Annotated in this window: 13 protein-coding genes; 4 read left to right on the top strand and 9 right to left on the bottom strand. The window is 66.9% G+C overall.

Annotation, left to right across the window (positions count from 1 at the left end):
• Positions 1–106: 106 nt before the first annotated feature.
• Positions 107–577 carry an NUDIX domain-containing protein gene (locus tag AB4Z10_RS08335; RefSeq protein ID WP_441469915.1) on the bottom strand — a complete coding sequence of 157 codons (471 nt, stop codon included), beginning with the start codon at positions 575–577 and terminating at the stop codon, positions 107–109.
• A 369-nt stretch (positions 578–946) separates the two neighbouring features.
• Between AB4Z10_RS08335 and AB4Z10_RS08340 the strand changes: the two genes are divergently transcribed.
• Positions 947–1,840: a metallophosphoesterase family protein gene (locus AB4Z10_RS08340; protein WP_441469916.1), complete on the top strand. Its 894-nt coding sequence runs from the start codon at positions 947–949 to the stop codon at positions 1,838–1,840.
• Positions 1,737–2,540, top strand: coding sequence for a hypothetical protein (locus AB4Z10_RS08345; RefSeq protein WP_441469917.1), 804 nt, complete (start codon positions 1,737–1,739; stop codon positions 2,538–2,540). Before AB4Z10_RS08340 ends, AB4Z10_RS08345 begins: the two co-directional genes overlap by 104 nt.
• A gap of 17 nt (positions 2,541–2,557) precedes the next feature.
• Here the strand turns inward: AB4Z10_RS08345 and AB4Z10_RS08350 are convergent, their stop codons facing one another.
• Positions 2,558–3,304, bottom strand: a complete 747-nt coding sequence (locus AB4Z10_RS08350) for an SDR family oxidoreductase (RefSeq protein WP_441470038.1) — start codon at positions 3,302–3,304, stop codon at positions 2,558–2,560.
• 320 nt (positions 3,305–3,624) lie between these two features.
• A complete protein-coding gene (locus AB4Z10_RS08355; protein ID WP_441469918.1) occupies positions 3,625–5,433 on the bottom strand; it encodes an ABC-F family ATP-binding cassette domain-containing protein in 1,809 nt (602 codons plus the stop codon).
• Between the two features lie 117 nt (positions 5,434–5,550).
• Between AB4Z10_RS08355 and AB4Z10_RS08360 the strand changes: the two genes are divergently transcribed.
• The gene (locus AB4Z10_RS08360) at positions 5,551–5,904 is read left to right on the top strand and encodes a hypothetical protein (RefSeq protein ID WP_441469919.1); all 354 of its coding nucleotides are present in this window, start codon (positions 5,551–5,553) and stop codon (positions 5,902–5,904) included.
• 99 nt (positions 5,905–6,003) lie between these two features.
• Here the strand turns inward: AB4Z10_RS08360 and AB4Z10_RS08365 are convergent, their stop codons facing one another.
• The 6 genes from AB4Z10_RS08365 to mdoH form a co-directional block, all read right to left on the bottom strand.
• Positions 6,004–7,050: an acyltransferase family protein gene (locus AB4Z10_RS08365; protein ID WP_441469920.1), complete on the bottom strand. Its 1,047-nt coding sequence runs from the start codon at positions 7,048–7,050 to the stop codon at positions 6,004–6,006.
• A 37-nt stretch (positions 7,051–7,087) separates the two neighbouring features.
• Positions 7,088–8,092, bottom strand: coding sequence for a glucokinase (locus AB4Z10_RS08370; protein WP_441469921.1), 1,005 nt, complete (start codon positions 8,090–8,092; stop codon positions 7,088–7,090).
• Positions 8,092–8,871: a 2-oxo-tetronate isomerase gene (otnI, locus tag AB4Z10_RS08375; RefSeq protein ID WP_441469922.1), complete on the bottom strand. Its 780-nt coding sequence runs from the start codon at positions 8,869–8,871 to the stop codon at positions 8,092–8,094. Before otnI ends, AB4Z10_RS08370 begins: the two co-directional genes overlap by 1 nt.
• A 114-nt stretch (positions 8,872–8,985) precedes the next feature.
• Positions 8,986–9,966, bottom strand: coding sequence for a hypothetical protein (locus AB4Z10_RS08380; protein WP_441469923.1), 981 nt, complete (start codon positions 9,964–9,966; stop codon positions 8,986–8,988).
• Between the two features lie 12 nt (positions 9,967–9,978).
• Positions 9,979–10,737, bottom strand: coding sequence for an FkbM family methyltransferase (locus AB4Z10_RS08385; RefSeq protein WP_441469924.1), 759 nt, complete (start codon positions 10,735–10,737; stop codon positions 9,979–9,981).
• A complete protein-coding gene (gene mdoH, locus AB4Z10_RS08390) occupies positions 10,734–12,563 on the bottom strand; it encodes a glucans biosynthesis glucosyltransferase MdoH (protein WP_441469925.1) in 1,830 nt (609 codons plus the stop codon). Before mdoH ends, AB4Z10_RS08385 begins: the two co-directional genes overlap by 4 nt.
• A gap of 130 nt (positions 12,564–12,693) precedes the next feature.
• On the opposite strand from mdoH, the gene AB4Z10_RS08395 reads away from it, so the two are divergent.
• The gene (locus tag AB4Z10_RS08395) at positions 12,694–13,617 is read left to right on the top strand and encodes a zinc-dependent alcohol dehydrogenase (RefSeq protein ID WP_441469926.1); all 924 of its coding nucleotides are present in this window, start codon (positions 12,694–12,696) and stop codon (positions 13,615–13,617) included.
• The last annotated feature ends 20 nt before the right edge of the window (positions 13,618–13,637 follow it).

Below are 13,637 nucleotides of genomic sequence, written 5' to 3' on the forward strand. Positions count from 1 at the left end.
AGGCGCTTTCAGCGCGCCGGTCGTCGCAGGTCGCGGAGGCTGTACCCGTTGCTCATGAAAGGCGCCTGTAGCAGAGCCGGATCGGCCCGTCCATCGCGCTTTCGTCCTACCAGTCGGCCGCGGCCGGCGCGCCCGCGATGATTTCCTCCAGCCGCCGCCTTGTTGCTGGCGTCGTCCCATCCGGCAGGCGATCGAGCGGGAAGAAGCCGGCCTCGGCGATCTCGCGGTCCGGCCGCCGGATGCCTTCGACGGTGAAGGAGCGGATGACGAAGAGCGCGACATGATCCCGGCGCGAGATCCGGCGGTTGAAGAAGATGCCGTGCAGGATCGGCTGCCCGGCGATCCTGATGTTGCCCTCTTCCGCGAGCTCGCGCTCCAGCGCATCCCACATGGTCTCGCCGACCTCGACGCCCCCGCCCGGCAGGTACCAGCCGGGGATATAGCCATGCCGGACGAGGAAGACCTCGCCGCGGTCATTGAGCACCGCCGCACGCACGCCGAACGTCATGCTGCGGGAAAGCCGGAAATAGACATGCAGCACCGCGGTGAGCAGCCGATGCCGAAGCGTCCGCGGCATTTCCGTATCGGTTGGCGGATGGGGCGCCGGCGATTGCATCGGAACGTCTCTCAAGGCTGCATTAATTGTCTATGCAAAAAGCGCATGACGGACCGTCAACCGCATCGCTTGCCCCGCCACAAACGCGCCCCAAATACGGCTCACACAGCCGCCGCATCCGCTAGGAACTATCAACATGCTGCTCTCGTTCATCGTTTCGTACCTGAAGGCCAAGCCGGCCTATGTCTGGAAGCCCGCCGTCACCCTGACCGATTCCCGTATCGTGTCCGAACTGACCGGCGCCGCCAACTGAGCTTTCCGCATCCGCCAGTCGAGGCGCGTCAACGGCGCGCTTGACTGACGGCAGGCGGGAAGGGCAAGCGCTGGAGCGTGTTCAAGCTCGCGCATCTGTCGGACCCGCATCTCGGCCCGCTCGCCGGGTTTTCGCTGCATCAGCTTCTGGGCAAGCGCGCGACCGGTTACGTCAACTGGCGTCGCAAGCGCCGGCACGCCCATGACATGGATATCCTGGCGCGCATCGTTGCCGATATCCACGCGCAGCAGCCGGACCATGTCGCCTGCACCGGCGATGTCGCCCATATCGGGCTGCCAGACGAATTCAAGACCGCCATCGCCTTCCTGGACACGCTCGGACCGCGCGAGACCGTCAGCTTCGTGCCGGGCAATCACGATACCTATGCACGCTCTTCGCTGAAGCCCCTCGCGGGGCTGCTTGCTCCCTGGATCGCCGACGATGAGGGCCATGCCGGCTATCCCTGGTACCGCCGCCGCGGGCCGGTCGCGCTGATCGGCGTCAACAGCGGCGTGCCGACCCTGCCGCTGATGGCGACGGGCCGCATCGGCAGCGAGCAGATGGAGCGGACCGCCGCGCTGCTGGACCGCGCCCGCGACGAGCGTCTCATCCGCGTCGTACTCATTCACCACCCGCCCTATGTCGGCGGCGCGAAACGCGGCCGCGAGTTGGTCGATGCCGCCGCCTTCGAGGTCATGCTGAAGCGCAAGGGCGCCGACCTCATCGTCCACGGCCACAATCACAGCTTCTCATTGGCCTGGCGCCCCGGCCCCGACCATGACGTTCCCATCGTCGGCGTGCCCTCTGCCTCGCTCGGGCCGCTCGGCCATGGCGAACTTGGAACCTGGCACCTGTTCCACATCGCAGGTGACGCTGCAGCGCCGCAGATCAGGCTGGAGCAGCGCGGCTTCGAGCTCGACGGCACGGTCATCCTCCGCCAGGAGATCGCGCTTCACACAAAGCCGACCTAAAGAACTCCGCGTTCCCAAGTATCTGCTGCCATTTACCCGCTTTTCACGCGGGCTTCCTATGCTGCCGCAAGGGAAGGATGCGCAGATGTTTTCCGGAACCCTTGGCAGACGCCAGTTCTTCGTCAGGTCGTGCCTCGTCGGCATTGCCGAGACGGTGTCGCTGTTTATCTGCATAGCGATACAGTACGAGGCGGCTTCAGGCCCACCCGGATCAGGGCGCTACCGGCTGGCCGCGGCCGCCTTGCTGATCAGCCTGTTCTTTAGCTTCAAGCACGTCAGCTTCGCCATTCGCCGCAACCGCGATGCCGGCGGCGGCGATGTCGTGATCGGCAGCTATATCATCGGCATGTGCATGGCGATCGGCTTTCAGACCGAGGCGCTGATCACCCACAACGCCGACGACCCGACGAGCGGCATCGACTATCTCAGCCTGCTTTATCTCGCCCTCGGCGTCATCTGGCTCTATTTGCTGCTGAAGCCTTCGGCGGCGATCGGGGTCGACGCTTCATCCCGCCGCAGCGGTCTTTTCGAGCGCGAACCGGCCGGCGCCGATTCGCAGATGACCCAGGCGATGGAGCAGGCGATCGCCGGCAACGAGCCGATTTCGGCTCCGGTGCGGCCGCAAGGTTTCCTCGGAACGGCGAGGCCGGCGCCGGCCCCGCGCCAACGCACGGAATTTGGCCGGCGCGGCCTGAAGTAAACGACCTGCTCGTCAGCTCAGATGCAGCGTCCGCCGTCGACGGCCAGAACCGAGCCCGTCACCATGTCGGCTTCGTCCGAGCACAGGAACAGCGCCGCATTGGCGATGTCCTGCGGCGTCGAGAAGCGCCCCCACGGAATGGTTGAGGTGAAGGCCTTGCGCCGCTCGGGCGTATCCTCACCCATGAAGGTGGCGAGCAGCGGCGTCTCGCCCGCGACCGGCGCGATCGCGTTGACGCGGATCTTGTCCGGCGCGAGCTCGACCGCCATCGACTGCGAGATCAGGTTCGCCGCGCCCTTCGAGCCGTTGTACCAGGTCAGGCCCGGACGCGGACGCAGGCCCGCCGTCGAGCCGATATTGAGGATGACGCCGCCGCCATGCTCACGGAAATGCGGCACGGTCGCCCGCGCCATCAGATAGATCGACTTCACATTGACGGCGAAGACCCGGTCGAACTCTTCCTCTGTCACCTCGGTCATCGGCTTGTTGCGATGGGTGGTGCCGGCATTGTTCACGACGATGTCGAGCCGCCCGAACTTGGCGATGATCTTCTCGACCGCCTTGTCGACGCTCTTCGCCTTGCCGACGTCGCAGGTCACGGCGAAGGCCTTACGGCCGATCGCCTTCGCGGCTTCCTTGGCCTTGTCGCCGTTGATGTCCAGCACCGCGACGCGCGCGCCTTCGCGCACGAAGGTCTCGGCGATGCCGAAGCCGAACCCCTGCGCCGCGCCGGTCACCAGCGCTGTCTTGCCCTTCAGTCTCATGGTCATTCCTCGTGGTCTCGATTGCCACGATGTTTGAAACGATTGAGCGAGTCGGTAAATGCGCTTTTCCGCGCAGGCGGATACGGAAATCGTATGGCTCGCCGCCGTTCTCGGGCGAGGCGACGCGCAGACCCGAGAATCGCGTTCAGATCGAGCACCGGAGCTTCCACCGTCATTGCGAGCGCAGCGAAGCAATCCAGGTGACCGGGTAGAAGCGTTCAACCCGGTCCCCTGGATTGCTTCGTCGCTTAGCTCCTCGCAATGACGCCGGGTCCTCCGAAAAGAGATGCTCGGGTCAAGCCCGAGCATGACGGCGCGAACTACGCCCCGATCTCCTCGCGCAGCATCTCCAGCTCCAGCCAGCGCTCTTCCGCGTCGCCGATCTCGCGCGCGACCTCTTCCAGCCGCGCCGTCGCCTTGGCGAAGAGCTTCGGGTCCCGGGTGTAAAGATCGCCTGCCACGGCGGTGTTGAGCTTCGCTGCCTCTGCCTGCAACGCCTCGATCTTCTTCGGCAGCGTTTCAAGCGCGTGCTTCTCGTTGAAGGAGAGCTTGCGTTTGGATGTGGCTGCAGTCGGTGCCGCGGAGGCAACCTTCGGCGCCCCAGCCGGCGCCTTCTCCACCACCCGCACTTTCGCGCCGACGCCGCGACCGCGCTGCGCCAGCATGTCGGAATAGCCGCCGGCGAATTCGGCCCAGACGCCGTCGCCATCCGAGATCAGCACTGCCGAAGCGACCCGGTCGATGAAGTCACGGTCGTGGCTGACCAGCAGCACCGTGCCCTGATAGTCAGCCAGCAGCTCCTGCAGCAGGTCCAGCGTCTCGAGGTCGAGGTCGTTGGTCGGTTCGTCCAGCACGAGCAGGTTCGACGGCTTTGCCAAGGCGCGGGCCAGCATCAGCCGCCCGCGCTCGCCACCTGAAAGTGCGCCGACGGGGGTGCCGCGCTGGATCGGCTGGAACAGGAAGTCCTTCATGTAGGAGACGACATGGCGGGGCTGCCCGCCCACCATCACCTGATCCGAACCGCCGCCGGTCAGCGCATCGCCGAGCGGGGTCGCCGGATCGAGGCTTTCGCGGCGCTGGTCGAGCGTGACCATCTCCAGCGCCGTGCCGAGCTTGACCGTGCCGCTGTCGGGCGCGAGCGCGCCGGTCAGCAGATTGATCAGCGTCGTCTTGCCCGCGCCATTCGGACCGACGATGCCGATCCGGTCGCCGCGCGCCACACGCAGCGACAGGTTCTTGACCACCGTGTTGTCGCCATAGGCCTTGGCGACGTCGATGGCCTCAATGACGAGCTTGCCGGAAGTCTGCGCCTCGCTCGCTTCCAGCCGGACATTGCCGGTCGCGGCGCGCGCGGTGCGGCGCTGGTCGCGCAAGGCATGGAGCTCGCCGAGCCGGCGCTGGTTGCGGGTGCGCCGGGCGCTGACGCCGTAGCGCAGCCAGTCCTCTTCGCGGGCGATCTTGCGGTCGAGCTTGTGGCGGTCGAGTTCCTCCTGAGCGAGGACGTCATCGCGCCATGTTTCGAAATCGCCGAACCCCTTCTCCATCCGCCGGGTGACGCCGCGGTCGAGCCAGATCGTCGAGCGCGACAACGAGGTCAGGAAGCGCCGGTCGTGGCTGATCAGCACCATCGCCGAGCGCAACGACTTCAGCTCCTGCTCCAGCCATTCGATCACCGGCAGGTCGAGATGGTTGGTCGGCTCGTCCAGCAACAGGATGTCCGGCTCCGGCGCCAGCACCCGCGCCAGCGCGGTACGGCGCGATTCACCGCCGGACATGGTGGCGGGGTCCTCCTCGCCGGTAAGGCCGAGCTCCGTAATGAGATACTGCGCGCGATAAGCGTCGTCGCCGGGTCCCAGCCCCGCCTCGACATAGGCGAGCGATGTCCTGTAGCCGGTGAAGTCCGGCTCCTGGGGCAAATAACGGATGGTCGCGCCCGGCTGGACGAAGCGCTCGGCATGGTCGGGCTCGACCAGACCCGCCGCAATCTTGAGCAGGGTCGACTTGCCCGAGCCGTTGCGGCCGACCAGGCAGACGCGCTCGCCGGCCGAGACCGCGATCTCGGCGGCTTCGAGCAGCGGCTGTCCGCCGAAGGTGAGCGCGACGTCGCGCAGATGCAGCAAGGGGGCCATGATCCGTCCTGTTTCCGGCCTGCGGGATAGACTGCCGCCGCCGCCCTGTCACGCCCGCAGGCGATGGCACGGCACTTGCCAGAACTTTTCTGCCCCCTATCGTGACGCGGAGCAGCCATGAGTCCGAGAGCCATGCCCAGCGAACGCCCCATCGGGATCGGCCATAATGGCGGCCCGCCGCTGAAGGAGCGCAAGCGCGGCTCCACCACCGGATCAGGCACGATCGGGCGCTATTTCGACTGGCGCTTCGCTCATCGCAAGGCCTGGAAGAAGCCGCGCGAGATCGCCTTGCGCCGCGAGGAGAAGGCCGAGGCGCTCGGCCTGACCTATGAGGAATATTCGCTCGAGATCATGGAGCGCGGCTATTTCCCGCAGCCCGAGCATGTCGAGACGATCAAGTCCAAGCGGGCGCAGCGGCGCAAGGATGGCGGCGTGGTCGGCCATTCGCTCAAGGGCATGAAGCTGAACTAAAGTCCGGCGACGCCGGCTCTACGCTTCGCTCCGGCCGGGATGACCTGCGTTTCGGTGAAAGAGGCGAGCAACCTGGAGCTCACCGGCCGCGTCGGCCGATCACCCGTTCAGCCAGCGCCGCACGAGCCGCGTCGCCGGCTTCTCGAAGCAGCGATAGAGCAGCACCGCCGCCAGTACAGAACCCGTGAGTGCGAGCACGATGAAGAGCGTCGGCGCGTGGAGCCCGATCCGCAGCGAAACCTCCCGCATCCCCCGGATCACGAAGGGATGGACGAGATAGAGCGCATAGGAGGCATCGCCGACCGCCGCCAGCGCCATGATCGGCCTCACCGGCACGATGCCCTCGCGGCCGCAGCCGGCGGCGAGCATCAACAGGACAGCAGCACTGCCCCGCCACAGCACGCCGCTCCAGGGGCCATCCGTGCCCGGCAAATGCGCTGCCGCAACCAGCACGGCGACACCGGCCGCCGCAACCGCGACACGCAGGGCGCCATGCAGACGAAGCCCTCTGCGCCGCGCCATGGCAATGCCCATGCCCGCTGCGAACCCGAGGACGATCGGCTGGCCCCAGAATGCAAAGGGCAGCGACAAGGATCCGCTCAGGCTCTCGATGCCGACCAACACGGCCAGAATCAAAATGACCGCGGGCAAGGTCCAGCGCTTCGGCAGGGCAAGCCCGGCGGCGAACAGCACGTAGAACAGCATCTCGTAATTCAGCGTCCAGCCCAGCGAATAGACCGGCTGGACCAGCCCCTGCGTCGAGACGACCGGCCAGAACAGATAGGAACCGAGGATCTGCGCCAGATTCGGGGCACCCGAATTGAGCAGCGCCGGAACGGCAAGACCGACCAGCAGGAACAGCGTCGTCATCGCCCAGTAGAGCGGCACGATGCGGGCCAGGCGGCGCTTCAGGAATTCGCGCCAGGCGCCCGCACGCCCGAACAGGTCCTGTGAGGCATGGACCATGATGAAGCCGGACACGACGAAGAAGATGTCGACGCCGGCCATCCAGGGCAGCAGGTCGCTGCGGCTGAAGCTCAGGCCTGCCCGTTCGGCCAGCACCGCAGCGTCCGGCTGCACGTGGTGGATCGCGACCATGAAGGCAGCGAGCGCGCGCAGGACCTGGATCGAATAGATGGGCTGCACGCGAACCTGTCGGGAAGCGCTCGGATGAGCGAGGCGCTCAGCCAAACCACAGCCGCTTCGGATCGTCGAGCCCGAAACGGTGGAGATTGGTGGCAATCGCCGCGAGCCCCTGCTCGGCCGCGTCCTTCGTCGTGATGACGTGCAGCGCAAAGCGCGCTGCGAGGTCCTCCATCGGCGGCTTGCCGGCGAAGGCGGCGCGGATCGCGGACTTGTCCGCCAGTGGAAGCAGATGCGGCGCGATCCCACCGGCGATGAAGACGCCGCCCGTCGCCTTGAAGACGAGGGCGAGATCGCCGGCGACACGCGCCAGCAGCCGCCAGAAGCAGACCACCGCCATCAGCGCCGCCGGATCGCCGTCATGGGCGAGGTGGGAGACATCGGCGGCGCTCACCTCCGCCTCCAGCATGCCGGAGGTCCGCGCCACCGCCCTGTGCAGACGCACAAGTCCGTCGCCGCTGAGGAGATGCTCGACCGTGAGGCGCGGTATGCCTTCGCTCAAAGCCGGCCAGATCCGCTGCTCGGTCTGATCCTCCGGACCGATGCCGATATGGCCGGATTCGGTCGGGATCAGCATGCCACGTTCGCCGTGCGTCAGCAGCGCCGCGGCCCCGAAGCCGGTGCCCGGACCCAGCACCAGCCGCACGCCTTCCGGCTCCGGGTCTCCCTCGATCAACGTGGCGACATCCTGCGGACCGAGAACGGCAAGCGAAGCCGCCAGGGCCTCGAAATCGTTGACCAGCAGGCCCTGCGTCAGTTTGAGAGCAGCTGCGATCCGAGGCCCGTCGAGATTCCAGACCGCATTGGTCAATTGCGCCTGCCGGCCGTCGAGCGGCCCGGCGACGGCGAGCACGGCCGAACGGGGCTTCTCCGAAACCTCCGCGAGCACGTCGGAAAATGCGGCCTCCGCAGTCGGGTAGCTGCCGGTGCCGATCCGTGCCAACGGCTGGTGCGGGCTGTCCGGATCGGGGACCAGCGACATCCGGCAGTTCGTGCCGCCGATATCGGCGACCAGCACCGGATAGGATATCGACGGGGGGCGCATCAGAGAGGCTTCCGCCAGGGCGCGAACCAGCCGAGGCCCTCGAGCGTGCCGCGCTCCGGCCGGTATTCGCAGCCGACGAAGCCGTCATAGCCCAGCGCGTCGAGCTCGGCGAAGAGCGTCGGATAGTCCGGCCCAGAGGCGTCGGGCTCGTGGCGGCCATTGGCGCGGGCGATCTGGACATGGCCGACGAGTGGGTAGAGCGCCTTCAGCCGCGCCGAGACATCGCCGTGAATCAACTCGCAATGATACATGTCGAATTGCAGCCGGACGTTCGGCCGGCCGGATTCGCGGACATAAGCCGCCGCCTGATCGAAGTCGTTCAGGAAATATCCCGGCATGTCCTTGCCGTTGATCGGCTCGAGCAGGAGGTCGATGCCGTGCTCCGCCAGCTTGTCGGCGGCGTAGGCGAGCGAGGCGCGATAGGTCTTCTGCGCGGCAGGATCCTTCGGATCGGCGAGCCCCGCCATCATGTGCAGGCGCTTGACGCCGGTCTCGTGAACATAGCTCAGCGCCTTGTCGACCGAGGCCTTGAACTCGTCTTCGCGCCCTGCCAGCGCTGCAATGCCGCGCTCGCCCTTGGCGAAATCGCCCGGCGGCAGGTTGAACAGCGCCTGCTCCAGCTCCCCACCCGTCAGCGCGAGCCCGATCTGCTCGGGGGTATGCTCGTAGGGGAACAGGAATTCCACGGCCTCGAAGCCGGCTTCCTCGGCCGCCCTGAAACGGTCGAGAAAATCCCATTCGGTGAACATCATCGAAAGGTTGGCGGCAAAACGCGGCATGAAGGTCTCTGCGGGCTAAGCGGTAGCAATCACGGCAAGCTAGCGCGCTGAGGCCGCCGCGTCATGACCAAACGCGGCAGGGAGGGGATGCGTTCCGGTGCGGCCGCTCGGCGGCTACTTCTTGTCCGGCTTCGGCGGCGGGTTCGGATCGGCCGCAAAATGCCGGAAGACCATGTCGGGCGAAGAGGTGTTGTGACGCGAGTGGGTGGTGCGCCCCATCCAGATGTCGGTCGCCTTGCCGCCCTGGAAAGGCATCAGAGCCTCCTCGCGCCAGCCCTTGGCGCCCGGCTCGCGCACTGCGATGCGGGCGACATCGTTGTTGAACTCGGTCACGTACATGGAGCGCAGCGCAACGAAGGCCCTGCCACCCGTCACCGGCTTGTCGAGCACGGCATCGAGTACCATCCGGTTCTCGTCGACGCTGTCGAGTCTCAGGCTGCCGGCGGACCCGTCCTTGAAATTCAGCTTGAATGTCAGGGTCTTCGGATCGAACTCGATCTCCCGGATGTTCACCACCGGGCGCCCATCCTGCTCGATCGGCCCGAACAGGAAGGAGGAACCGTAGGAGGAGAAGCCGAGATGCTCCGGCGGCAACGGCCGGGCGCGCCAGTAGCCGTCCTGCGGATAGACGACCAGCACCTCATAGGACTTGTCCTTGCCGAGCTTCCAGAGCTGGACGAGATGCAGCCCCTTCTCCACCCGGTCGCCGACGCGGAAGGTTGTGTCGGCCGGGCGCCAGAAAGTCGGGAAGGTGTAGCCGACCAGCCAGTAATCGATCGTTTCCCAGAAGGTGGTGCGGCGCGGCGGGCTCGGCGGCGCAAAGGACGGATCGCCCTTCATGTCGCAATTCGCCCAGTCGGCATCCCAGTTGTCGCGCACCAGTCCGGCGATATAGGCCGGATGCGCCGCTTCGATCTGGAAGCGCCGGACATCGGGCGAAATTGCCTTGATCGTGACGTTGTCCTTCTCGGCGCAGAGCACGGGCTCGGATTCGTTCCTCACCTCGACGGCAACGTCGCCGGCCGCCAGGGCGGGGCCGGCGAAGCAGGCGAGGATCGCGACGAAGGCGGCGGCGCGAAGGCGCGAAAACGTCATGAGGTCTCGATCTCAGTTCTGAAGAATGGCGTAGACGTCGCCCGAATTGGCCGCGTGAGGCAAGCCGCGCAGATAATCGCCCATGGCGTCTGCGGTCGCGGGCTCGGCGAGTTCGAGCCTCTGGCTCTCGCCGATCGCGACGTTGAAGCGATAGGGGCCGAGCGTCTCCAGCACGGCGAGGCAGGCTTCGGCAACTTCGCGCTGGATCGTCGTGAACTCGAAGGAGATCACCGGCACCGCCTTGGTCAGCCCCGCCAGCACATGCGCCTCAAAGCCCTCGACATCGATCTTGAGAAGCTTGGGCAGCCCGTGACGCAGGATCAGCCGGTCGAGCGTGGTGCAGGGCACGCTGATCTCATGGTCCCAGACCTGCCCCTCCCAGCCCCGCGCACCGGCCGCAGCACCGATGAAGGCGGCCGAGGCCGTCGAGACCGTCGGGTTCGCGCTGTTGATCCTGAGGGCGATCGAGCCCTCGTGATCGCCGCAAGCCGCCGCGATCAGCGTCACCATCGGGTCGCGGCGGTGGATCAGGCGGATGACACGAGCCGGTCCCGGCTGCGGCTCCAGCGCCACGACACGCGCGCCGAGCCTGCGGAACGAGGAAATCCGGTCGCCGACATGGGCGCCGATGTCGAAGGCGAGATCGCCGGGGCGCAGAAAGGCCCCGTAGAGCCGGTCCATCGCCGCGTTGCGCTCCTTGTTGCCATGATAGATGCGCAAGCTGCGCGAAAGTGCCTTCACCGTTCCCTTCGGATAGGCGGTGGCGTTCATGCGCCTTCCCCGTCGCGAATGGCGGCCAACACCGGCGGCATGTCGAAATCCTCGGGGATGCCGCAAAGCCCATGGCGGGCGAGCCAGGCGCCGGCTGCCGGCCATGCGGTCAGCATCGCGAAAGGGATCGCCAGCAGATAGCCCGCCGTCAAGGGCAGCGACCAGATCAGCACCAGAGGCGCGAGCGCGCCGAGCGTGACGAAGAGATAGACCCCGAACAGCAGATGCGGCCACAAGCCCGCAAAGGCGGTGGCGAAGGACAGGGCATGGGCATCGCGCGCCTGCCCATTCCAGCCGATCCGGGCTTTGCCGAAGGCGAGACCGATCATGAACAACGTGGTGCGGAAACTCGAGACGGCGCCCTGCAAGAAGGCGAACACGACCTCGATCAGCGCCGAGAACAGGAAACGCGCCGCGCCGCCATAGCGCCGCACGCCGCCCCGCGTCAGCAGGATATCGGCGAAACCCGCGAGCTTGGGCGAAAGATACATCGCCAGGAACGAGACATAGAGGCAGGCGGCCAGCACTGCCGGATAATCGGAGATCGCCTGGTCCTCTACTGCCTTCAGCGGCAGAAGCGCGATCATCAGCGTCCAGGCCGGCAGACCGAGAAACATCAGGATCGCCCAGACGAGCTGGAACCGGCTCATCGGCTTGAGACCGGGCAGGTCGAGCAGCTTGAGATACTGCAGATTGCCGAGGCACCAGCGCAGGTCGCGCTTGGCGAATTCCAGCATGGTTGGCGGATTCTCCTCCCAGCTTCCGCCCTCGACCGGCAGCACGCGGACCTCGTAGCCGGCGCGGCGCATCAGCGTCGCCTCGACCTGGTCGTGGCTCATCACCGCCCCGCCCAGAGGTGGTCCGCCCGGCAGGACCGGCAGATGGCAGTGGTCGCGGAACGGCGCGATCCGCACCAGCGCGTTATGCCCCCAGAACGGCCCGCAATCCCCGCCCCACCAGGCCGAACCCATCGTATAGGGCCGCATGCCGTTGCGCATGCCGAACTGGAAGATGCGGGCGAAAGCGGAGCGGCTGGGCATTCCGACCACCAGACTTTGCAGGATTCCGAGGTTCGGATGCGCCTGCATCATTCGGGCCATGCCGAGGATCGTCTCAGCAGCCATGACGCTGTCCGCGTCGAGCGGCAGCATCAGCTCGTAGCGCTCGCCCCAGCGCTCGCAGAAATCGCGGAGATTGCCGGCCTTGAAGCCGGCATTGTCGGTGCGGCGGCGATAGGTCAGGCGGGCCGGCTCGCCGATCTCCTGCGCCCAGGCGGCTGCCAGGGCCTCCTCGGCGGCGGCAACCGTCGTGTCACTGGTGTCCGACAGCACGAAATAGTCGAACCAGACGCCCTCTCCCGTCGCATCGAGGCTCTCCTTGACCACCTTGAGACGGCGGAAGGCGCGCGCCGGATCCTCATTTCGCAGCGTCATCAGCACGGCCGTACGCAGCGTGAGCGGCCTCGCCCGCTCGCCGGCCGCGGCGAAGGGCGCGACCTCGGCAAGACCATCCTTGCGACCATGGAGCAGCCAAAGCCCGATTGCCGCGTTCCAGAAGCCGAGCACGGTCCAGGGGGCCCCGAAGAGGAAGGCGACGAAGATCACCACATCCGCAGCGGTCCAGCCACCCGCCCCCAGGACCCGAGCAAGCCCAGCCAGCAACAGGGCCAGTGTCGCGAGGTTCAGCAGGAGGACGAGAAGACGCCGCCGCCGAAGAGCGGCTGCGTCCTGCAGGCCGGCCGGCGTCAGGCCGAGCGCTTCGACCTCTTGCGCCACCCGCTGGAACGTGGTCGGACCGGGACGCTGGTTCGTGGCAGTCTCTGTCATGGGGGCAGACAGGCTCGGACGGAGGGCAGACGCGATGGCGCGGGAGCTAAAGCCTGCAACCACGATTGACGCAAGGGCCAAGGCCCTCGCGCTTTGGTATACAGCCCCCCGTGAATGCAAGCTGAATGACGTGGCTCTGCCGGTGCCGGGCCCCGAGGATTGCCTCGTCACGACGCTGTGGAGCGGCCTCAGCCGCGGCACCGAGCGCCTCATATTCGAAGGCCGCGTTCCGCCTTCCGAGCATGAGCGCATGCGCGCACCCTTTCAGGAGGGCAGCTTCCCCTTCCCGGTCAAGTACGGATACTGCGCCGTCGGCCGCGTCGATGCCGGCCCTCATGACCTGCTCGGCCGCATCGTCTTCTGCCTGCACCCGCATCAGGACCGCTTCATCGCGACGCGCGGCAGCCTGATACTGGTTCCGGACAGCGTTCCACCACGGCGCGCCATCCTCGCCGCCAATATGGAAACCGCCCTGAACGCCCATTGGGACGCCGGCTCCGGCCCGGCAGACCGGATCGTCGTGGTGGGCGGCGGCGTCCTCGGCCTGCTCGTCGCCTGGCTCGCCGGCCGCCTTCCGGGAACCGAAGTGACGCTGGTCGATATCGAGCCCGGCCGCGCCGAGCTGGCACGCAAGCTGGGATTTTCCTTTGCCACACCCGATGCCGCCCCGCGGGACGCCGATCTCGTCTTCCACACCAGCGCGACGGCCTCCGGCCTCGCCACGGCCGTGGCCGCTGCCGGGACCGAGGCGCGCATCGTCGAAATGAGTTGGTATGGCGAGGGAACGATACCGGCCACCCTGGGTTGCGCCTTCCATGCGCGTCGTCTCCAGCTCGTCTCCTCCCAGGTCGGCATGGTCGCCGCCTCGCATCGCGCACGCTGGGATCATGCGCGACGGGCGGAAGCCGCCATGGCGCTCCTCGCCGATGACCGGCTCGACGCGCTGATTACAGAGGAGATCGCCTTCCGTGATGCGCCGCAGCGCATTCCGGACCTGCTCGCGCCCGGCGCCGCTGGTCTGACCGCCGCGATTTGCTATGAAGCGCGGCCGTGACCGCGCTCCGCTTCGGGCGC

It is taken from the genome of Allobosea sp. RAF48 (assembly GCF_052114025.1).
Classification (GTDB): domain Bacteria; phylum Pseudomonadota; class Alphaproteobacteria; order Rhizobiales; family Beijerinckiaceae; genus Allobosea.

Bases quoted from the DNA above. Each gene is read 5' to 3' on its own strand.
- mdoH (WP_441469925.1), bottom strand. From the start codon at position 12,563: ATGACAGAGACTGCCACGAACCAGCGTCCCGGTCCGACCACGTTCCAG.
- AB4Z10_RS08335 (WP_441469915.1), bottom strand. From the start codon at position 577: ATGCCGCGGACGCTTCGGCATCGGCTGCTCACCGCGGTGCTGCATGTC.
- AB4Z10_RS08360 (WP_441469919.1), top strand. From the start codon at position 5,551: ATGAGTCCGAGAGCCATGCCCAGCGAACGCCCCATCGGGATCGGCCAT.
- AB4Z10_RS08355 (WP_441469918.1), bottom strand. From the start codon at position 5,433: ATGGCCCCCTTGCTGCATCTGCGCGACGTCGCGCTCACCTTCGGCGGA.
- AB4Z10_RS08350 (WP_441470038.1), bottom strand. From the start codon at position 3,304: ATGAGACTGAAGGGCAAGACAGCGCTGGTGACCGGCGCGGCGCAGGGG.
- AB4Z10_RS08380 (WP_441469923.1), bottom strand. From the start codon at position 9,966: ATGACGTTTTCGCGCCTTCGCGCCGCCGCCTTCGTCGCGATCCTCGCC.
- AB4Z10_RS08370 (WP_441469921.1), bottom strand. From the start codon at position 8,092: ATGCGCCCCCCGTCGATATCCTATCCGGTGCTGGTCGCCGATATCGGC.
- AB4Z10_RS08385 (WP_441469924.1), bottom strand. From the start codon at position 10,737: ATGAACGCCACCGCCTATCCGAAGGGAACGGTGAAGGCACTTTCGCGC.
- otnI (WP_441469922.1), bottom strand. From the start codon at position 8,871: ATGCCGCGTTTTGCCGCCAACCTTTCGATGATGTTCACCGAATGGGAT.